This is a genomic window from Ekhidna sp. (genome assembly GCF_039940915.1).
Classification (GTDB): domain Bacteria; phylum Bacteroidota; class Bacteroidia; order Cytophagales; family Cyclobacteriaceae; genus Ekhidna.
Genome location: NZ_JBDVFO010000003.1, coordinates 512,175 through 533,522, shown reverse-complemented (window position 1 = coordinate 533,522; position 21,348 = coordinate 512,175). Strand labels below are relative to the sequence as shown.

The 21,348-nt window shown below is 39.0% G+C and carries 20 protein-coding genes; 6 read left to right on the top strand and 14 right to left on the bottom strand.

Annotated elements, in window-relative coordinates; translation table 11 throughout:
- Nucleotide 1 precedes the first annotated feature (1 nt).
- From ABJF57_RS17345 to ABJF57_RS17325, 5 genes are all read right to left on the bottom strand, one after another.
- A complete protein-coding gene (locus ABJF57_RS17345) occupies nt 2–493 on the bottom strand; it encodes a DUF3347 domain-containing protein (protein ID WP_462232603.1) in 492 nt (163 codons plus the stop codon).
- A 27-nt stretch (nt 494–520) separates the two neighbouring features.
- Complete coding sequence (locus tag ABJF57_RS17340; RefSeq protein WP_462232602.1) at nt 521–2,314, bottom strand: efflux RND transporter periplasmic adaptor subunit; 1,794 nt, start codon at nt 2,312–2,314, stop codon at nt 521–523.
- Nucleotides 2,315–3,538, bottom strand: coding sequence for a TolC family protein (locus ABJF57_RS17335; protein WP_462232601.1), 1,224 nt, complete (start codon nt 3,536–3,538; stop codon nt 2,315–2,317). It abuts the gene before it with no gap.
- Nucleotides 3,535–7,350 (bottom strand): efflux RND transporter permease subunit, encoded by a 3,816-nt coding sequence (locus ABJF57_RS17330; protein ID WP_462232600.1) that lies wholly within the window; start codon nt 7,348–7,350, stop codon nt 3,535–3,537. The genes ABJF57_RS17335 and ABJF57_RS17330 overlap by 4 nt, the downstream gene beginning before the upstream one ends.
- Before the next feature lie 89 nt (nt 7,351–7,439).
- A complete protein-coding gene (locus tag ABJF57_RS17325) occupies nt 7,440–7,856 on the bottom strand; it encodes an HYC_CC_PP family protein (protein WP_462232599.1) in 417 nt (138 codons plus the stop codon).
- Between the two features lie 173 nt (nt 7,857–8,029).
- Here ABJF57_RS17325 and ABJF57_RS17320 point away from each other — a divergent pair, with 173 nt between their 5' ends.
- Together ABJF57_RS17320 and ABJF57_RS17315 are read left to right on the top strand one after the other, a co-directional pair.
- A complete protein-coding gene (locus ABJF57_RS17320) occupies nt 8,030–8,656 on the top strand; it encodes a recombinase family protein (protein ID WP_462232598.1) in 627 nt (208 codons plus the stop codon).
- Nucleotides 8,640–9,653, top strand: a complete 1,014-nt coding sequence (locus tag ABJF57_RS17315) for a helix-turn-helix domain-containing protein (RefSeq protein ID WP_462232597.1) — start codon at nt 8,640–8,642, stop codon at nt 9,651–9,653. Before ABJF57_RS17320 ends, ABJF57_RS17315 begins: the two co-directional genes overlap by 17 nt.
- On the opposite strand, the gene ABJF57_RS17310 is transcribed toward ABJF57_RS17315, so the two are convergent.
- Complete coding sequence (locus ABJF57_RS17310; protein WP_462232596.1) at nt 9,627–10,097, bottom strand: helix-turn-helix domain-containing protein; 471 nt, start codon at nt 10,095–10,097, stop codon at nt 9,627–9,629. The two genes, ABJF57_RS17315 and ABJF57_RS17310, sit on opposite strands and share 27 nt — an antisense overlap.
- Before the next feature lie 91 nt (nt 10,098–10,188).
- Between ABJF57_RS17310 and ABJF57_RS17305 the strand changes: the two genes are divergently transcribed.
- Genes ABJF57_RS17305 through ABJF57_RS17295 form a run of 3 tightly spaced genes read left to right on the top strand, consistent with a single transcriptional unit; the run spans nt 10,189 to nt 13,701 of the window.
- Nucleotides 10,189–12,108 carry an integrase catalytic domain-containing protein gene (locus tag ABJF57_RS17305; protein WP_462232595.1) on the top strand — a complete coding sequence of 640 codons (1,920 nt, stop codon included), beginning with the start codon at nt 10,189–10,191 and terminating at the stop codon, nt 12,106–12,108.
- A gap of 4 nt (nt 12,109–12,112) precedes the next feature.
- Nucleotides 12,113–12,817, top strand: a complete 705-nt coding sequence (locus ABJF57_RS17300; protein WP_462236340.1) for an AAA family ATPase — start codon at nt 12,113–12,115, stop codon at nt 12,815–12,817.
- The gene (locus ABJF57_RS17295) at nt 12,814–13,701 is read left to right on the top strand and encodes a hypothetical protein (protein ID WP_462232593.1); all 888 of its coding nucleotides are present in this window, start codon (nt 12,814–12,816) and stop codon (nt 13,699–13,701) included. Before ABJF57_RS17300 ends, ABJF57_RS17295 begins: the two co-directional genes overlap by 4 nt.
- Nucleotides 13,702–13,975: 274 nt before the next feature.
- Here the strand turns inward: ABJF57_RS17295 and ABJF57_RS17290 are convergent, their stop codons facing one another.
- The 8 genes from ABJF57_RS17290 to ABJF57_RS17255 form a co-directional block, all read right to left on the bottom strand.
- A complete protein-coding gene (locus ABJF57_RS17290; RefSeq protein ID WP_462232592.1) occupies nt 13,976–14,470 on the bottom strand; it encodes a hypothetical protein in 495 nt (164 codons plus the stop codon).
- A gap of 570 nt (nt 14,471–15,040) precedes the next feature.
- On the bottom strand, nt 15,041–16,189 hold the full coding sequence (locus tag ABJF57_RS17285) for a hypothetical protein (RefSeq protein ID WP_462232591.1): 1,149 nt from the start codon (nt 16,187–16,189) through the stop codon (nt 15,041–15,043).
- A 6-nt stretch (nt 16,190–16,195) separates the two neighbouring features.
- Nucleotides 16,196–16,801 carry a recombinase family protein gene (locus tag ABJF57_RS17280; protein WP_462232590.1) on the bottom strand — a complete coding sequence of 202 codons (606 nt, stop codon included), beginning with the start codon at nt 16,799–16,801 and terminating at the stop codon, nt 16,196–16,198.
- A 249-nt stretch (nt 16,802–17,050) separates the two neighbouring features.
- A complete protein-coding gene (locus tag ABJF57_RS17275) occupies nt 17,051–17,887 on the bottom strand; it encodes an NmrA family NAD(P)-binding protein (RefSeq protein ID WP_462232589.1) in 837 nt (278 codons plus the stop codon).
- Nucleotides 17,888–17,949: 62 nt separating this feature from the next.
- Complete coding sequence (locus ABJF57_RS17270) at nt 17,950–18,498, bottom strand: NADPH-dependent FMN reductase (protein ID WP_462232588.1); 549 nt, start codon at nt 18,496–18,498, stop codon at nt 17,950–17,952.
- Between the two features lie 3 nt (nt 18,499–18,501).
- Entirely contained in the window at nt 18,502–18,957 is a 456-nt protein-coding gene (locus ABJF57_RS17265) for a DoxX family protein (RefSeq protein ID WP_462232587.1), read from the bottom strand.
- Nucleotides 18,958–18,979: 22 nt separating this feature from the next.
- Nucleotides 18,980–19,633, bottom strand: a complete 654-nt coding sequence (locus ABJF57_RS17260) for a hypothetical protein (protein WP_462232586.1) — start codon at nt 19,631–19,633, stop codon at nt 18,980–18,982.
- Between the two features lie 120 nt (nt 19,634–19,753).
- A complete protein-coding gene (locus tag ABJF57_RS17255; RefSeq protein ID WP_462232585.1) occupies nt 19,754–20,356 on the bottom strand; it encodes a Crp/Fnr family transcriptional regulator in 603 nt (200 codons plus the stop codon).
- A gap of 377 nt (nt 20,357–20,733) precedes the next feature.
- Here ABJF57_RS17255 and ABJF57_RS17250 point away from each other — a divergent pair, with 377 nt between their 5' ends.
- Nucleotides 20,734–21,120: a hypothetical protein gene (locus ABJF57_RS17250; protein ID WP_462232584.1), complete on the top strand. Its 387-nt coding sequence runs from the start codon at nt 20,734–20,736 to the stop codon at nt 21,118–21,120.
- Nucleotides 21,121–21,348: the final 228 nt, after the last annotated feature.

The following is a 21,348-nucleotide window of genomic DNA, read 5'->3' as shown; positions in this document are numbered from 1 at the left end:
ATTACAGTGCTTCAGTTACTTTTCCGCACTTCAACATTTTGTCACCGAAGTATGGATTTCTTATTTGATCGGACATACTTAGCCAGCTTGCTCCTGTATTGTCAAAAGCCATTGGACAGTACTGCACATAGACTCCATCTTCTGAATCATTGGCTTTCAGTGAAGCAATCAGGCCATCCGTCACCGTTTTGAAGGATGTGCGTTGGGCTTCAACATCGTCACTGGATGCGATTGTTTTTGCAGCCTCAACAATGTCAGCATTCCAGTTCTCATTGGTTGCAGATTCAGCGAGTTTAGATGCTGCATTCTTTGCTGCTGAAGCGTCCGTTTGAACCAAAGCATCTTTTAGCGACATGTAGTCAGAAATGCCAGAAGATGCTTCTGTTGCTTCAGTTTTAGCCACTTCTTTGGCTTCCGATTTCTCTTCCTTTTTTGTAGAGCTGCAAGAAGCAATCGCCAATGCGAGCCCAAGTGTCAATAGTGTTGTTTTCATCGTATTTAAGTTTAAAAGTTTAATTCATTATTTAAGTTCTTCTTCCACATTCCCGCAGGTGAGCATGGCGTCCCCGAAATAAGGATTCAAGATTTCATCAGAGTCACTTAACCAAAATGCTCCTTGAAAATCAAAGGCCATTGGACAGTATTGACGATAGCCACCTACTTCTACCTGATATTTTTTTAGGGTATGAAATAATTGATCGCTCAAGGGCGAGAGCATCATTCTAGCTTTTTCCAGATCAGTTTCATTTTGAATACCTTCAGTGGATTTCTGAAGTATGTCCAAGTCTTTCATCCACTCGATGTGTGCTTCATCTTTTACCAACTTCATATCTACTTCATCAATAGCCTTCTGAAGGTTTTCAACTTTCTTGGCTGCTGTATTCACATCACTTTCTATGAGCGCATCCTTTACCGGTAGATAGGCTGAAAAAACAACTTGAAGTTGCTCCTTAAATAGAGGATCACTTTCATACGTTTGTTCGGATTCATTCACTTGCAACTCGCTCATTTGATTTTTGCTTTGAGAAGATCCTTGGCTCATTCCACCATGATCATGACCTGTCATAGCAGCTCCACCTTCCGGGCTCATCATCGATGGCTTGCCTGCAAGCTGAGCTGCAGCATCAATACTGAACGTTCCATTTACAGCGATTTCTTCACCTAGTTCCAATCCATTTTCAATGATGTAAGCATCTCCTAGTGCCGAGCCGAGTGTCACTTCACGCATTTTAAAATGCAACCCCTGATCTGAGGATAGTTTCACATAAACTACGGATCGTTTTCCTGTCCACATTACTGCTGATTTAGGTACTGTCAATTGATCTGACATCTTCCCTAGTTGAGTTTTAACCTCGCCGGAAGCAAACATCTCAGGCTTCAATACTCCGGCACTGTTTTGGACAACTACCCTAGCTTTTGTCACCCGCGTTTTGGGATTGATCGCAGGATCGATGTAATCAATCTTGCCTTTAAAAGTTTGCCCTGGTAGTGAACTAATATTGAATTGAATTGAATCACCTTTATTGATCCAAGACAGGTCACTTTCATATACATCGAATTGCACCCAAACTCTGGATAGATTGGCAATCTCATAAAGGGTTTGCCCTCTATTGACATAGTCGCCAAGATTGACCTTCCTGTTGGTTACGTATCCTGATTGATCCGCCAGTACTGGAAACTGATCCTGTGTCTTCCCTGTAGATATAATCTGATCTATTTGAGTTTCGGTCAGCTTCCAGTTCTTCAGCTTTTCCCTGGCCGCTCGATATAAATTGGGCTGACTTTCTCTGATTTTATAAGCCTCGAACAGCTCTTCCTGAGCAGTTACCAACTGGGGTGAATACAAACTTGCAATCACGCTTCCCTTACCGACATACTCTCCTGTAAAATTCACAGCAAGCTTTTCAATCCTTCCGGGAAAGTGTGTAGTCTGGCTGAAGATTAATCGCTCGTCCTCCTGCACTTTGCCATTCAATCGAATGGTTTTCATCGCCGATTCACTACCTACAATTGCCGTAACAACATTGGCCAACTGCATCGCAGTAGGTGACATGGTAATGGCCATAGGATCAATACCTTCTCCATTGTCGTCTTCTAATGGAATGAGATCCATCCCACATATCGGACAAGCGCCTGCTTCATTTTGTCGAATCTGGGGGTGCATAGAGCATGTCCAAACGGTCTCTCCATTGATGACTTCAGTGTGCGAATGTTCTGCTTCCGAACTTCCACCAAAAAAAACCCATCCAAGCAGCAAACCACCTGCGAGGGTCGCTACAATTACAATGATTAGTGTTCTTATTGAAATTTTCATTTAATATTTTTTAGCTGTCAAATAATTAAGCCTGGCCACTGCAACGTGATAGTCCATCATCGCTGTAGCCTTCATTTTTTTATACTTTAAGAGTTGTTGTTGCGTACGCAATACCTCTTCGAATGCTGTTCCTGAGTTCCCGTAGGCAGAAAGCAGGAGATTAATCACCTGCTGCGTTTCAGCAATTTGTGCGTCATAGAGCTGAAGGAGTTCCATTTGTTTTACTCTGTCGAAATCAGCCATTTCATATCCGGATATGAGCTGATTGATTCGATCCTCCTTTTGAAGGGAATAATTTTCCTGCATCAGCTGGGCTTCTTTCTTTGCCGCTTTGTACTTTCCTCTAAAAATGGGGATACCCACAGTGACCATTGGCATCAAAGCATTCTGGCCATTGTCTGGAACTGACATATCGGTACGTTCACTTACAATCACATAATCCAAACCCACTCCCAGCTTTGGTAAGCCTTGCTTCTCAGCTAACACCTCTTGCTTCATGCTCGCTTCCAATCGAATTTCCAATTCATCCAAGACAGGATTATTGGCCAGTAATGAATCTCGATTGACTGCCAAATCAGTGACCAATAGGGAATCTGTAACTACCACTTCAGCATGCTCTTCTCTATTCAAGAGCTTGTTGAATGAGGTCACCAATGGTTGCTTTTTCTTTCTGAGAATTTCCAAATTGGTTAATGCATCCTTGAGCATGATGTCCACTCTAAGTACATCAACCAATGTCCCTTGATCATTTTCAAACCTAGTGGTTGCAATGGTCTTGTATGACTCAAGGATTTCTGCATTCTCACTTTCCAGCACAATCCATTTATCCAATTCATAGAGCGGATAGTAGGCCGCCGCAACTTGATAATAAAGCTTATTCCGAGCATCCAAAAAGACCTGATATTGAGCTTCTGCATTCAGGGTAGCTACATCACCGCTTGCTTTTAATGTTCCAAACCAAGGGAACATTTGAGTGAGTGAGAAACGTGCTCTTTGTGGGCCAACTCGAGTTTCAACCGGAGAGATAAAATATCCAAATGAAAAGGTTGGATCCTGTAAGCTGTTAACCTGAGGGATGCGTTCCAATGCTGCCTCGAAAGCTTTGTATTTGGCTTCTAGTCCTGGATTGTTTTCCGCTGCAATTTGAAAGTATTCCTCTAAAGTTTGAGCACTTCCTGGAAGCACCACACTTAAGGTCATCACTATGATTAGATACTTTTTCATTGCTTATTCAATTTTCGTTCTTCACGCATACAATACAGTACCGGCACCACGAAGTATGTGATTGCCGCCACGGCCATTCCTCCAAAGGCTGGGATTGCCATAGGGATCATGATATCAGATCCTCTTCCGGTAGATGTAAGAATTGGAAGCAAGGCAATGATGGTCGTGGCAGAAGTCATCACAGCTGGTCGGATTCTCCGTAACCCTGCTTCTACAACAGCCTCACGTATTTCAGGGATCGTTTTTGTTCTGTTCCGATCAAAACTTTGATCCAGATAAGTGCCCATTAAGACCCCATCATCCGTGGCTATTCCAAATAAGGCGATAAAACCTACCCACACCGCTACACTTAGGTTGATGGTTTTAATCTGAAAAAGGTCTCTAAAGTCAACTCCTAGCAAGGAGAAGTTGAAAAACCAATCTTGCCCGTAAAGCCAGATCATGATAAATCCACCACTAAATGCCATGGCGATTCCGGTGAAAACCATCAGTGAAGTGGTCGTGGATTTGAATTGGAAATAAAGGATCAAGAATACGATCCCCAACACCACAGGAACAATGATGGCCAATCGCTTTTCAGCTCTTACCTGGTTTTCATAGCTCCCTGAGAACTTGTAACTGATTCCGGAGGGTACATCCAACTCCCCACTATCAATTCGCTCTTGGATAGTACGCTGAGCATCATTCACCACATCCACTTCTGCATAGCCATCTCGCTTATCAAAGAGGACATACCCGACCAGAAAAGTCTCTTCACTTTTGATGGCTTGTGGCCCTCTCACATATTCAATGTCCACCAACTGCCCAAGTGGAATTTGTGCTCCTGTCGGAGTTGGAATCAATACCTTGGCTAGAGATTCGGGATCGTCTCGGAGCTCTCTAGGATACCTAACTCGTACAGGAAATCGTTCTCGCCCCTCAACTGTCGTGGTGACCTTCATACCACCAATGGCAGTTTCAATTGTTTGTTGAACGTCTTCAATATTGAGTCCATATCGAGCGATTTGCTCTCTGTTAATGTTGAGATGCATGTAAGGTTTCCCAACTATTCTGTCAGCAAAGACAGCTTCTGTTTTCACTGATGGAACTCGTTTAAGGATCTCCTCCAGTTGCAAACCGAAATCTTGTATCGTCTGCAAATCAGGCCCATATACTTTGATTCCCATTGGAGCTCGCATGCCTGTTTGAAGCATAACCAATCGGGTTTCGATCGGCTGCAACTTCGGAGCGGAAGTCACGCCAGGTATTTTGGTCACCTTGATGATCTCATTCCAGATATCATCCGGAGACTGAATTTCAGGTCGCCAGTTGCGGAAATACTTTCCATTGTCATCTTCAATCAGTTGGGATTGCTTGATCCCTTTTTGTAGCGCATCTTCATTGCTGATGAATGTTCCATCGGTCAACTCAAAACGCCCATCGTCATCAACTCTAAATCGTACCCTTCGACCACTTTGGTTCACCATGTATTCCGACTTATAATTGATCACATTCTCATACATGGAAATGGGTGCAGGATCCAATGCTGACTCAACTCTACCTAGTTTACCGACCGTCAGATCCACCTCGGGAATATTGGTTAGCAACATATCCAGCTGGCCAACCACTTTTCGATTGTACTCAATGCCTGAATGTGGCATGGAAGTAGGCATAAGCAAGAAACTTCCTTCGTCAAGTGATGGCATAAACTCTTCGCCAACACCAGGAAAAGCATGAGCGAATGTCGACCAGACTTTGGAGGACTGAACCTCAACACCCATCGCCTCAAATCCTTTGGATACAAAGCCAAATACCGAGCTGAATCCTAGCCAGATATTGGCTGCTAAGAGGATTAGAAAAGTTGGAATGAGCATGAATTTGACCTTATTGGCCAGGCACCATTTTAGTATCGACTTGTAGTAATATTGAAGCAACGTGAATGCTCCCAGAATAACACCAATCAGAAGCGCAACAAAAAGCACGTTCGTAAATACACTTTTCCCTGCTCCAAGAGGCAACCAATATTTACCAAGCAACCAAACCACACCGACGACAGCCAGAATAAGCTCCGCCTTGTTTAATAGTCCATTGTACCATTTTTGAGGGCGTTCTTTTCTTTTATACCAAGCTTTGAAGAAAACCAGTGATCCGAAAAGTAGCAACATGATACCACCCCAAATCTGGCCGAATGCTAACCCCACTATCCCTATGAGGATCAAGCCAAGGTTTACGACTTGTTGCACCTTCTCATTTTTAATTCTGGCTCCAAAGAACCAGTAAGCCAGCGTTGGTAAAATCAATAGTGACACGATTAGCGCTGCAACCAATGCAAAGGTTTTGGTAAAGGCCAGTGGGCCGAATAGCTTACCTTCAGCAGCCTGCATGGTGAACACAGGAATAAAGCTGACAATGGTGGTTGAGACCGCTGCGAGTATGGCAGTTGCTACCTCAGCTGAACCATTGTAAATCGTGGTGATTAACTTTTGATCCGCCGGAGCTTCATCCAGATGCTTGATGATGTTTTCGGAGAGAATAATCCCCAAATCGACCATCGTACCGATGGCAATAGCGATTCCGGACAGTGCCACAATGTTGGCATCTACACCAAAATAGCGCATGGCAATGAACACCATAAGCACCGAGATGGGTAAAATACTGGATATCAGGAATGAGGCTCTTAGATTGTACACCATAACAATCACTACCAGAATCGAAATCAGGATTTCCAATGAAAGTGCCTCTTCAAGTGTGCCCAGTGTTTCATAAATCAATTGGGATCGATCATAGAAAGGCACAATGGTTAGCTGGCTCTCTTTCCCATTCGCGAGTGTTTTCTTTGGAAGACCGGGAGCGATCTCCTTAATCTTGTCCTTCACATTGTTGATGACCTCCAGTGGATTTGCACCATATCTGGCGACCACCACTCCACCGACCACTTCAGCCCCGTCTTTATCTAGTAATCCTCTTCGAGTAGCCGGGCCAAGCGATACACGACCAATGTCCATAACCCGGACAGGTACATTGTCTTGAACAGCAACAACTGCTTTCTCCAGATCTTCAACAGACTTGATGTAGCCCAAACCTCTGACCAGATATTCAGCCTGGTTTATTTCAATGGTTTTTGCGCCAACATCTTTGTTGGATTGCTTTACAGCCGTCATGACTCGATGCAGCGGGATGTTATATGCCAAAAGCGCATCCGGATTTACGTCGATTTGGTATTCCTGAACAAATCCGCCTATGGAGGCTACTTCTGAAACTCCTTTGGTTGCATTTAACCCATACTTTACATAGAAATCCTGAACGGTTCTGATCTCATGCAGATCCCATCCTCCGGTTGGGTTGCCATTCTTGTCTCTTCCTTCTATGGTGTACCAATACACCTGACCAAGAGCTGTGGCATCTGGGCCGAGTGTTGGCTGAACACTTTCTGGCAATAGGCCAGATGGAATGGAATTGAGTTTTTCAAGAATTCGTGATCTACTCCAATAAAACTCAATGTCTTCATTGAAAATGATGTAGATACTGGAAAAGCCAAAAATGGATGAGCTTCGGATGGATTTTACACCTGGGATACCTAAGAGATAGGTAGTCAATGGATAGGATATCTGATCTTCAATATCCTGAGGTGACCTCCCTTGCCATTGGGTGAATACAATCTGTTGATTCTCCCCGATATCGGGAATGGCATCCACAGGCACAGGATCAGAAGGCAATGAGCCAACCTTCCACCCGAACGGTGCAGTCACAATCCCCCAGGCAATGAAGCCAATAAGGATAAGGACTGTAACTAGCCTATTTTCTAAAAAGTATTTTATGAATCGATTGAGCATAATATGTTTTGAGTTGAAACTGAGACATCAGTTCAAAATGGGCATGATCTGCCCGACCTGACATATTTGTCAGGAACATATTAAGCGTATTATATGATGAAGACCTGGTGAAGGATCGGTATGTCCTCTGTCACCAGAGGTGGGCCGTACTCCGTTAATTGTGGGTTTTCCTGATCAGCAGAAAAGACATGTAGGTATGAGACAACAAATACAGCAGCAAAATCAATATTCAAAGATGTTTGCTCTACACTTAGCTTAAACTCATCCTCAACTTCTACGCTGAGGTATTCATTCTCGCAGCAAGGAGTTTTATCCAGATAGGTCTTTCCATCTGACTTGCTCTCACATTCTTTATCCATATCTGCCATGCCACAGTCCAGATGCTCGTGCCCAATCATCAATTTGGCTTCAACTGCTAGTCCCCCACAGTAGTGAGTGCCTACAGCAAAACCCAGATGACTTGTAAGCATCAGGAGTGCGAGTGATATGGATACAACTTTTTTCAACTTAGCAAATATACGAAAAGCAAAAAGGAAGGATTTACAGAATTATGGAAGAGAGTTATATGATTTTGTCGTTATCAATTAAACTCTGTTACATAAACGTGTCATAGAAAGTACTTAAACAAATTTCAACTACACTTCGATGTTATTATTATAGCTTATCTTTAAATGATAACATGAAAGCAATTCTATATACCCGAGTCTCAACCAAAGACCAATCCACTTCTCGTCAGGTCAATGAAATGAAATCATTAGCTGGATTTGAGATAACCAAAGTTTTTTCTGAAAAAATTTCTGGATTCTCTGTATCAGTTTCTGATCGTCCGATTCTTCAGAAGACTCTCTCCTACCTGAAGCCAAACAATATTGAATGCATAATGGTATCTGAAGTTTCAAGACTTGGGAGAAATACTCATGAGGTACTAGGGTTAATTGAAGAACTTAAGCAACTAGGGATTGCTATTTATATTCATAATTTGGGTACCACAATAAACAAGTCAGAGTCCTCAAGTGAGATATTCACTAAACTAATAGTTACTATCATGGCTGACCTGGCCAGATTGGAAAGTGAGCAAATGAGCTATCGAATCAAGTCTGGAATTAAAGCGCGAAAAGCGAATGGACTAACCACCGGTAGAAAAATTGGATCTATAGAATCAAAAGAGAAATTTCTGTCTAAGCATTCTGATATACAGAAGTACTTGAATAAGGGATATTCTTCAAGGGAGATCCAGAAGTTATGCAAGTGTTCTCCTAATACAATTAAGAAAGTCAAAGATTATGGGCTTGATATATACATTTAAAGATTTTGATTGCGTAGAATACCTCAGAAATTTTGCTGCGAATAAGATTAGGAAAAGATTTGATCTTTCTACAAGTCGAGCGCTAAATGTTCTAGCAAAATCTCTATTATATATTGACTATGGTGACTTAATCGATGATATCAAAAATGTAGAAGAGGAATACGAAAGTCGTAACGGTTGCTTCTTTAGTGAATTTGTTCTGGCTGATGAACTAAAAATTGACATTAGTGAAGCCTATTCACTAAAGAAAGAGTTAGATAATCATCATTTTTATGGTTCCGGAATTTCCCATGGAAACATTGAAGTCACAAACCTCTCAAATGTAAGTTCCTATTCCCTTAATATAAGTCTTGGAAAAGAAACTCGGTTGATGTTCAGCTACCCGATCGACTTTTATTCTCGAATATATGATCAGTCCTTTAGACTTGATAGTGATACATATTCAATTGAGGCGTTGTGGTGTGATGGATTTAGTTTTTTACATCCTTCATACTTTTTAACTCTAGAGAACATGAAATTGTACATGGAAGCAATATTTGAATCCCTTCTATCCTACAATGATCTTGTTGTTAGCTATTCACAATTCGATAATTGGATAAAACATGATCCAATAACCTATAATTTCATTAAGTACAATTTTGAAAATTACCCGGTCTATAATGGAACAGTTGAGGAAAGTCCCTATGGCTTATTCTTTCCAAGCGGACCTAAAAAAAGTCTACGTAAAAGGCTAGGCTATAAGAGTCCATTACTTTCCACCCAAACCTCAGAAAGTCTAAAAACTAAAATAGAGTTGGTTGACAGAGGAGATGTTTTCAAGAAAGCTAGAGAGAAACAATGTATGACTAAAACCAGATTGGCTAAATTGTGCCATCTATCTGTTAGAACTATCTATAATGTTGAAAATGAAAAATGTTCCCATTATACTGATACAATAAGAAAACTTGCCTCAGTTCTTAAATTAGATATCTCAAGTTTTCTTCCCATCGAAAGTTAACCAAGAAGACATATTACTATAATGATCATTTTTTCTTTGTCTTGAACTAGAGTGATCATCCATCATTTCGATCAGATTCAATATCTGAACTTGGTAAGGCCAAGGAAGGTCATAAATTTTCTTGTAAGAATCCTCAAGCTGTAACCTAATTTCACCCGAACGATCAATATCACCGTAACAAAGCCACATCAAGTCTACTTGCAAGGCATTTGAAATTTTTGCCAATGTTTCAAAATAAACTTTCCCAGGAGACTTTCCTCTTTCATATTTATACATAGAAGCTCTATTTAAACCAGCTACATCCGCAAGTTCTTCTACGGACAATCTCAAACGAGCTCTAGCCTCTGTAATCCTGAATCCAATCGCTTCTTTATCAAGCACCTCGTCTACCATAGTAGACAAAAATAGGTCATAAATCAACTTTCTGTCTACTACAGTAGACAATAGCTAGCTTTCGGAAATACTTTGCCGACCAATTTGACTGTAAGTGAAAGAAGTTTTGGACTATTTACTCCCCTAATCAAAACTTATAGTTATGAATCCAACCCTAATCACAATTGATGGCAATAATTATATAGCTTCAAACGAACTTGAAAAACTAGGCTCTTCCTCTGAAGAAATAGAAAATGGTATTCAAGATTATCTAAATGGAAAGTCCGCGCAATGGAAATGCTTCTGGAAGACTGACCAAAATGAGACATTCATTGATTTGGTCTCGCTTCCTGACAGGATTAGAAAAAAATTGAAGTGCGATCTATCTGTAGATCTTAATGTCATTCAACCACTTAGCCCATTGAATGGGATGCAGACCATTGATCTTCTTACCGCTTTGAAAGAAGGGTATAAGGATTTCCTAGTTCACTATCAGAATTTCAAAAAGGACAAATGTGAGAAATACGCCAAGAAGCATTCCATCCTTCATAAATGCTGTGAGATGTATATATCAAATAAAGGAAAAAGAGGGACAATGCTTTGGTTATATAAAGCACTAAGGAACTTGAAAATTGAATACTATGAAGATCTTGATTCTTTTAGACGAAAGCTACGCCAGATTCTTAATTCTCGAAAGAGGTTCCCTGAATTGATCATTCACGGATCCGAAGGAAATTCAAATCTGTCAGTTCGAAAAGTAACCAAATGGCATAAGCTAAAAGCAATGGACCTCTTGTCACAAGGTTATCTGAAAAAAGAAATTCTGTCTATAATGAATAAGTCCTGTGGTCCAGGACAAAGAATTTCATATTCAAGTTTACTCAGACTGATTACCAAGAAGATGGAGAATCTAACAGCTGAGGATAGGTATGGTTATAAATTCTTCAAGGAGAACCTTGAACCATATATCAGAAGACAAAAACCAAAATACAAATTCCAAGTGGTAGAAGCCGATGGTACCAGATTCCAAATACCATATTATGAAGAAGGTTCAGAATATCCGAAGTTTCTGATACTTTATGTCATTATTGATGTGTTCTCATCAATGATACTTGGATACAGTATTGGAAAAAGAGAAGATACCCAGCTCGTTCTCGATGCATTTCACATGATGCTAAAAGTCCATAGTTATATGCCAGCATGTGTGATTGTAGATAAATCCTCTTCTCATCAATCGAATGACTTTCAGGAATTTCGCGATCTAAGCAATAAGTATTTCGGGACCCTCTGGAGAGAACATTTACCTGATTTTCCGAATGCTAAGGGAACTGTTGAAAATTTCAACTTTAATCTAAATGTTCAAATTGTTCGAAATCATCCCGATTACCTCGGTTTAAGTATGCATGCTAAATCTAAAGACCATGTTTTGCGTAGAGACAAATACCAAACTATTACAAAAAAGAAGAAGAAGCTGCTGTCTGAAGACAGACTAAGACATCTTATTTCTACAATAATTAATAAGTGGAATTGTACCATTACCAAAGAGAAGTCTCCTGAGCAAAAACATAATCTAGGCGAAATACTTGATGCAAAGACTATTAATGAAGAACAGATCGCAAGGTTGTGTTGGAGTAGTGTAGATAAGAAAGTCAGAAGATCCCGAATTATCCAGAACAATAAAGAATACGCAATCGACAAAAATCAGAATCGTGCAAAATGGAATGGGTCTGTAATCCAGGTCTTTTATCATTCAAATCACCCTGAGCACGTGTTTCTATTTGATGGTGATGAGTTCATAGAAAAATGTCAATTAAAACGCAATTATTCTGAACATGACCCATCCAAATTCAATCAAATAAAGAAGAACAAAGACTTTAGAGAATATTGTGGTAGCAAAGTCAAAGAAAACCGACAAGAGCTTCATGAGTTCGAATCTTCCAATTCAATATTTCCGGCCATAACATCTTCCAAAGAAGAGGCTAATGAAGCATACGAAAAATTCCTTTATGAAGAGTTGGAGAATCAGGATTCAAAAGCAAGTGAAACTCCTGAAGTAAATGCCTTACCAACTCCTAAACTTTAATGACATGTTAGTAACTGATTTAGAACTTGACTACGAAGTGCTACCTACCTCCAATTATCTACTTATTAATAAATGGATCAACTATACAATAAAGAAGAAGTGTTTAAGTCTAATCACCGGCCAAAATGGCTATGGTAAGTCTTCAGCTTCAAGGGATATTGCTATCACATCGGAAGGCATAAAGTACTTTCAAGTAGATGTAGGAGAACCACCAAAGATATTCTATGCAAAATTTCTTCATGAGTTGGCAGAAAACGAACGGCTTGATATTACTAAGTTAAAGACCAAGTACATCCATTATTTAATTGAAAGATCATCTTACATTATCAATGACCGCAATGATATAAGTCTGATAATAATAGATGAGTTTGGGAATTTCAATAGACTATATCTTCCATTTCTTAGGCAGATATGGGACAATATTCATTCAACAGCTGGATTAGTTTTAGTTGGACCCCCTTCCATTGAATTGGATTTAAGCAAATGGCAAAAGGAGAGCATTCCTGGAATTAATGAGCTATTATCTCGGATTGGTACTAATAGGGTCCGATTAAAAGAAACCACTCACAGAGATCTAAAACTAATTTGTAATGATAAAGGAATTTACGATTCTCAATTCATCTCTAATCTTTATAGAACTACACGAGACTTACGAATCGCTGATGACATATTAGAAAAGAAGTTGGAAGGGATAGAATTAGTGGAATGAAAGAGATTTATCTAATTACTTGTCCCATCACTGATTCACCAATAGCAATAAGCAAATCTGAGTTTGGTGAATTTCCTTATAGAGTGACTAAGAATCCGAAATATCACAGATGGAGAAAAGAGATTAAAACACTCGATCTCAGACCTCAATTTAAACTAATAGATCTTGTTGATGATGCGGATCTCGACCTCATTTACGAAATGTATCTCGCCCTTTTCCAAGGGTGGAATGTCAGATTGTATAATTTCTATAATGGACCCAAATACAAGGTTCCAAGGGCCATCGAAAATTCCAGCATTCAAGTTCTTAAAACAGATAAATTTTTGCTTATGGACTTACCAAACCTGCCATCAATACTAGGTTCTATTTCTGATCATTTTATGAATAAAAAAATGTCAGCTAGAGATCGAATTATTATGTATGAGCTGATACTTGCCTGTGCACTGAACTCTTGCACCACTGAGACCTGGGCAAAGGTTCAATCATTATCTTATAAGCGAGCAAAGGAGCTTGTTATGGATCTTATTAGTTCAGAAAAATATGATTGTTCCTATCTGCTTCAGATCACAGACTATTTAGTTAATTCTCCCAAAAGGAAAGAGCTTGAACCCAGACTATTAGTTAAAATTAGTAAAATGTCTCTAACCCGGATTTTGAGTATGTTAAACTACATTTTCGCTTTTTTTCAACATCAAGTGATTTTTAATCAGCAGGTCTGGCATAGGGCTTATGACCTAAGAATGTACCTATTAAACAAGCCTGAATACAATAGAAAATATGAGGTAGTCGAATTGTTTAGAAAATTGATCAAAAACAGGTCAATACAAATAAGCCCTGACGAGTTCAACCGTATGACATCAGAAATTCGAGAGGCTACATCATAAGCTTCTTTTTTTTGAAAAAATCATAAGTGGCAATTCATTTGAATATCAAACCAAGAAAAAGGGCAAATCAAATGACATATTAGCCAAGTTATAGGGCAAATCAATTGGAGCCACACAGCACTGTAGAGCACCAATTAAAATGTAGTGTATCACCTATTGAAATGTCGTGTATCTAAGAAAAAGTGATGAAAGGAGTCTGATGGTTCGTTTTGTGAGACTGATTTTTTAATCTCTTTTATAAACCTGCATTGTATTAATTGCTATCTGTAAATTTTCAAGCTCTCTTACTTGTAAACCAAAAGCGTCCCTCTTCAGTTAGAGGCCATTCAAAAATAGTTGGCTTAAAATCGTCAATAGGAAAAGAGTCATGGTGGACAATTGCCTGCCTCACTCTATTTACTTCACCCATAACATCACAGCCTACTTCATTTTTATTTTCTAACTTTAATTCTTCTGCAATCTTTTTTCTCCAAACTTCCTCCCACATGGTGTAGATCGACACTATGATATTCATACCGATCATCTGGCTAAATGGTCCATTCTTTTGCATTCCCAACATTGCATTCCTATTCTTTATTTCTGCTATTGGTTTTTTAGGATCACTCCCTATTTGAAACATTCCTTCTGGATTATATCCTTCTAGTTCTTGTAGATCCTTTGACACTTGTGTCATCCCATAACTAGCCATACTATAGCCAATATATTTAGACTGACATATTGTTTTAAATGCTATCAAGTTTTTGGGTTGAGGTGCAATATTTTCTGGCATACTAGTTCGTTTATGAGACTTTTCCTTTCAATTTGATTAGCCGCCGTCTAGTAACATGTGAAGCTACTGAAAGGTATATCACCATGAAAGCTGATAGTGTTGAGCTCCAGAACAACAACATTTCTCCACATGTACCATTAATCATGGGTTTGTTTTGGTAAAGACTTATAACTGTTGGGAGAAGTAGTATTGTTAGATGACCAAACGAACGATATAGCATAGCATGTCTATGAAAATCATGCAGAAAAACTGAATCATCCCAGTGTGAAATCCCAACCTTCTTTTTGACTTTAGAGAATTCTGTATTTAGATACGCAGCTAATGAACCTATTATATTATTATGCTGCGCAATGATTAGTGATATACCAAGACTTAAGTACGGTATTATTAGGAGTAAATTGCTTTTCGCTCCAAACACTAGTGGGATTGCGAAAATTGTAGAGGATATTCCAATAAAAAACAATAGAGTATTATCTCGCAACTTTATTCTTGTCAAGATTTCTGTTCTCGCTGTATTGTAGAATGCTATTATCGTTTGTTCATTTTTCAATTTTTATTCGTTTTGTGAGACTAATTATTCTTAATGAAGTGAATTTTCTCATTATTGGACAAATAGACCCATAAGACACCTTTCAATAAATATCTGGCAAATCTTTCCAACTCAAATGTGTATTCTTCAATATCTACCTCTATTCTGTTCTTATTTGCCGTTTTACTCTTTTTAGCCACATTTTCGAAAGATTCGAAATTACCATGAGCTATATTGGATCTTTGATCATAAAGAATTTTTACTTTTGACTTCAACTCTTCTAAACGAATCCTCTTATCATATTCGGACATTAATATTCCAATCTTAAGAATAAACTGCTTTCTTATGGAATCCTCAATATGATACCTATTAGCGTCTGGTGTTTTAATTACTAAAACCTCTAACATGCTTACAAGTGCAATTATATTGAGCCTCGAATTCGAGTTATCAATTGACTTAAGTGATCTTGAAATAAATCTTAAAGTTTTATCTGATCTTATTTTTTCTGAGAATTTGTAGTATTTCTTTAGTTCTCCTAATTGATCATGAATATGGTTTTTGTGGTAGTGGTCATCCACAGGATTATTCAAATGTCGTACCCACCAATACAGATGCATATTTAGATCAAAATCCATCCGAGGAGCTGCCAGTGATCTTCCTTTTCCTCCTAAAATGAAAGACTCATAATCTTGAAAGCCATCATCTTTTAAAAGTGAAACGAAATATGATTCTGAAATGGCTTTTTCTATGCTTTGATTCTTTAGTTCTTGCAAACTGATGTACTCTTTAGTGACAGGGCTTTCTGAATTCTCAGATGATATTTCACTGCTGTGTTGAAGATGATATTTGTAGAACCCAAAATCATCATATCTAAGTATGACCACATGCTTTGCTAAGAATTCGAATGGATTGAGATTTTTTAACTCATCCATAAAAGGGCTGTTCTTATAGTTTCCCTCAACCAAATGATTTTTCAAACTCGTCCAACTAACAGAATTATTTTCATTTGATTCCAATGGGAATTCCCATTTAAGTCCTGGATTTACAAATGCGTTTTCTTGGGAATATTTAATGTAATTCGCTAATAACTTTATTTCGTAATCAGCTTTCGGATTATCAAGTGTAACATGATCACTAAGCTTAATTGGTTGCTCTAGAAAGCCCATATATTCGGTGATAAGACAGTCCATATCCAATTAATTAGTTCTTCTGGCTTTTCTTTTTGGTTTGTCTTTGAAATTATTTTTTGCCCAATCAAGATATCTATAAAAAGTCGCTTTACTCACATTTAACTGTTTTAAAATTTCAGAAATGGTCATTTCTCCATTCGCGTAAAGTTGATGCGCTGCCCAAGCTTTTGTCTTAGCTTCATCGGTAAGCCCTGGTTTCCTACCCCCTACTCTACCTTTTGCTCGAGCGGCTTTGAGTCCTGCTTTAGTTCGTTCGCTAATGAGTTCTCTTTCAAACTCAGCAAATGAGGCAAATATGTTGAAGATCAGTCTTCCTTGTGCGGTAGTTGTATCAATGCTATCGCTGAGACTCACAAAGTCTACCTCCATTTCTCGGAACTTAGCTACAAGGTCAATCAAGTGTCGAAGTGATCTACCAAGTCGATCCAGCTTCCAAACAACTACTACATCTCCTGATCTCAAGTGAGCCAGAAGTTTATCCAGCTCCGGACGATCCTTAATTGCACTCTTTTTCTCCTTAAAGATCTTCTTACATCCGTAATTTTCGAGTTCATTTGTTTGGAGCTCCAACTTTTGATCTTGAGTGGAAACTCGTGCATAACCTACCTTCATTTGAGTTTTATTAAACGTCTATTTGTGAAACTCATTCGTGAGACGAGTTTATGAGACAGAAGGTAGTAAGATTTGATATGGTTTAAAAGTGTTTCATCAAACCACCGTTTTTTAAGGACATTGAGTTAAAAATTGGATATCACCTTAACTAGATATGCAGATGTATGGATCCAATTATTAGAAGAAATTCCAATGGAAAGTCTTATATTGATAAGAGGACTACTCATTCTGAGTAGTCCTCCTTGATTTTCAAATAGCAACTTCCAGATTCCAGATACCTGTGACCACCGTTTTTTCAACATAGTCGGTAAAATCGGTAGAGTGTCGTCCCAATACCTTCTGTACGTCAGTGGAGACTTCCTGATTATCGGGATTGCCAAGGACTTCTTGAAACAGATAGCCAAACAACCAAATGTAAGAGTCTGGAAGACCAGCCGCTTTCATTCCCTCTTTGAATTCTTCTATAGATATTGGAATGTATTGAAGATTTCGTCCGATACCTTTCGACATGGTATCCACCACTTCTTTGAAAGTCATTTTTCTAGGGCCGGTCACCGTAATGGTTTGTCCATCGTAGCTGTCATCTACCAGTACTTTGGTAACCACTTCTGCAATGTCATCAGCATCTACAAAAGGAATCTCTGCATCTGGCATAGGTAATGCTACCTGACCAGAAAGTATAAAATCGAGGAATGCACCCTCACTGAAATTTTGATTAAACCATGAAGCTCTTACTAGTGTATAGTTCAACCCTGAATTTGCCACTATTTCTTCGCATGCCTCTGCTTCTTTTTCGCCCTTGCCAGACAATAATACTACTTTCTGAAGTCCTTCTTTAAGAGCTGCCTCCGTTAAGGCCTTGATCGCCTCTTTTGCTCCAGGCACAGCAAGATCCGGATAGTATACGATGTATGCCCTGTCCATCCCTTTCAAGGCTGGAGCAAAGGTGGAATAGTCCTCCCAGGCAAAGGATGGAGTACCGTTTCTTGAACCTGCTTTTACATTGTGGCCAAGTTCATTTAGGCCTTCAACTACTCGGCGACCAGTCTTACCGGTACCTCCGATTACTAAGATGTTGTGTTTCATTTTGTATTATGATTTATAGTGTTAGAAAATTGTGTTGTTCAGATTCTTTTTAGTTTGACAGATTAAACAGTTTCTACTTCCGCTAATGCTTGCTCAAAAAGCACTATTTTCTCATCCAACTTTGATGCTAACTCTGTATTCGTGATCCCTGCATTCGAGAAGTTTTCGTAAAAAGAGGGGAAGGAAAAATCAGCGATTATATTGCCTTCCATGAACGGAAAGTAAGATTTAGCTGCAGCAAGAACAGTTGCACCACCTCGATTCCCTGGGGAAGTTGCCATCAACAGGACCGGTTTTCCCTTCCATACTTTCATATCAATTCTGGTAAGCCAGTCAATAAGGTTTTTAAAGACTGCGGTGTATGTACCATTATGTTCTGCCAGAGAAATCACTAATCCATCTGCGGATTCGATGATATCGTTGAATTTATTCGCACCTTCAGGTATCCCAAATTCCTCTTCTGAATCAACACTATATAATGGCAGTTCATAATCGTTTAGATCAATTACGGTCATAAAAGTATCAGCCACTTTACTGGCTGCATGAATGGCAAGTGTTTTATTAATGGATTTACGACTACTACTTGCTCCAAGTGCTATGATCTTTTTCATTTTTTATCTGTTTAAAAGTTTTACTAATTGAGAATCCAGTGCATATTTTCCACTTCCATTAATTAGCACTGCCACCGCAATACCAATAATCAGTAGCGCATATTCATAGCCTTCACCAGCTTGATTTCCGTACCAGTTCATGAAAAACCCATGCTCTAAATGAGTGGTAAAAACGATCCCTGTAAAAAGTCCGACAATTGCCAAAGACCATAACCTGCTTGCAAACCCAAGGATCAAGAAAATCGATCCGAAGAACTCGATCATGATTACTGCAAAAGCTACAATCCAGGGAAGATGCATTTGATTCGTAAAGACATCTATTGTTCCTTCAAATCCATATCCTCCGAACAAACCCAACATCTTTTGAGCTCCGTGGGGAAATAGAACGATTCCAAGTGTAAGGCGAGCGCTTAACGACCCCCAATTACTTTCCGTGTTTAGAATTCTGTTAATCATCATATCAATGTTTATTTATTATTTATCAATTGTTTTGAAAAATTTTTCGGACGAATACACCAAGTGATGTTCTGGTAATTGGAGATTCACCATACAGATCAAAGTCGACAGCTAGCCCAAACTGGGTAGCGTGAGTGTCAAATCCAGCTCGAACCTGTTGGAAACTCCTGGTGTGGATGGAGAACTTGTCCCAGTGTGTAAGCATTTGAGCACTCAGCAGTAGCTTCCAATCATCTTTAAGCGGCTGAGTCAATTGCATCAGTAAAAACATCTCGCCATTAATGAATCCTGTTTCCTCAGAAAAGCTTAGTGTAGGAATACCAGTTAGCATGAAATGCTCTGAGAGAATAGTGTACTTGATGTAAAGACGTTCGGAGAAGCCAGATTCACTATTGAAATACAGCCCAGGTCCTATTGAAATAGCTTTATTGATGTTCCAATAAATCATCGACTGAACTCCTGTTTCATCAAACATAAGGTCTTCTTGTTGATGAAACTTTTGAAAGAAGGCCAATGTGGCGACAGAAAATTGAGCTTTCGGAGTGAGAGGTCTTATAGAGAAAGATGTGAAGTCTGTCTTCTTAAGTCCTGAAGCCAATTCCAGCTGGGTAATCTGGGCAACGCTTCCATGGATAATAGCCATAAAAACAATTGCAACAAGGGTGTTTCTCTTTTTCATGAGACAAAGAACCCCTGAGATCGATCGCGAAAAAATAAAGTAGTTTAAGAAAAATGCTAAGCCCTAACCAACCGGGTCATCTAGAAGACAATCATGGCAATGACATCAAAAACGCCAAGCTCAACGCTTGCTCATTTTGCTTCGAATCATGCTTAAAAACTCCGGTGTAATTCCAAGATAGGCTGCCAGGTCTTTTTGGGCGATGCGGTTCGCTATATGGGGATATTTATTCAAGAAAATTTCATAGCGTTCTTCAGCTGTTAATGAGATACCCTCATTGGTTCTTCTGATATAACTGACCAATGAATTTTGGTATAGAATTCTATAAAAACGCTCGAACTTTGGTATTTCCTTGAAAAGTCGTTCAAAGTTTTCCTTTGTAATCATCAAAAATTCAGAATCTTCAACCGCCTTGATAAAATAGCTGGAAGGTTGCTGCTGCATAAAACTGGCCATATCTCCTGTCCAGAAATCTTCAATTGCAAACATCGACACATGTTCAACCCCATTGCGATCAAGGGAATATACCTTTAAGCAGCCTTTGGTTACAAAATATTCGTACTTTGTGATCTCGCCGGGCTGCATGATGAACTCCTTACGTTTGGCACTTCCTTTTTTCAAAAGTGATTTAAACAGCTCTTTCTCTTGCTCATTAAGATCGATAAAGCGAGCTACATTCTGAAGAATTAAATCGTAAGGGGATTCAGATGCATGAAGTTCCATTTAAATTAAAAATAGGAATAAATTAATTCAAACCTCAACTAGGACTTCTGCTGCAAGAGATGTTTGAGGGAAATATCGATCTCAATAACCCTCGTTTTATGATTCTCACTAATCAAAGACCTTTGATGAGACTTTCACAGTTAACAACAATTTCTGGTTTCAAGGGTGGAATGTGATCTATCAATTGACCATTTTTTGATACAATTAGAAGTGTGCAGAGTCATTTTAAGGCATTCAATTCCAACAAACAATAAATCGCTTAGATTTGGAGAGACATAAAGCGGATATAGTGCATTAATGGTACAATATCCGCTTATTTCGGGATATTGTGTACTTGCTACACTATATCCAGATATTAGGCAACATTGTGCTACCGAATGAAATCCGAAGTAGAAAAGATCATTTTACCTCTTAAGGAGCTTGACTTCAAATTAACTAAAGAGTGGGATGGCGGAATGCACAAAGTGTTTGAATGGTCGAATCAAGACCACTTCCTTCGCTTAGTCTACGATAGAGGTTATTACGATTGTGAAGTAGGAACCTTGACGAATCAAACTAACTCCTACGATCTAGTACAGCTTTTGCGATTCTTAAGAAAGGATAGAGCATACTATAGAAAAGAAATTGAAGCAGTGAACCTTATGAACACATTAACAATTACTGGATATGTTGAATTGTTCAAATTGAACTTTCAAGCTTTGAATGATGAGTTACTGTCTAACAATAACCTAAATGTGGAATATGCTAGGTTTGTCAATAATTAACAGTTGCCTAACAAACGCTAAGTGCATATGTCAAAGTGCTCCTAGCGACTATCCTGCAACATGAACCGCGAAGCTTCGCCTTTGGAACATTCATCGTTTCCTCTAGCGTTTTCTGCCATCAGCTCTTTCTTTCATATTGCAGTGTCTTATCTAACGTGTAGTAAGTGGGTCGTAGCTTTGCTAGCTTAGTTTTTCACAGCGGGTCGCGTAGACCTAAGTGTGGACATA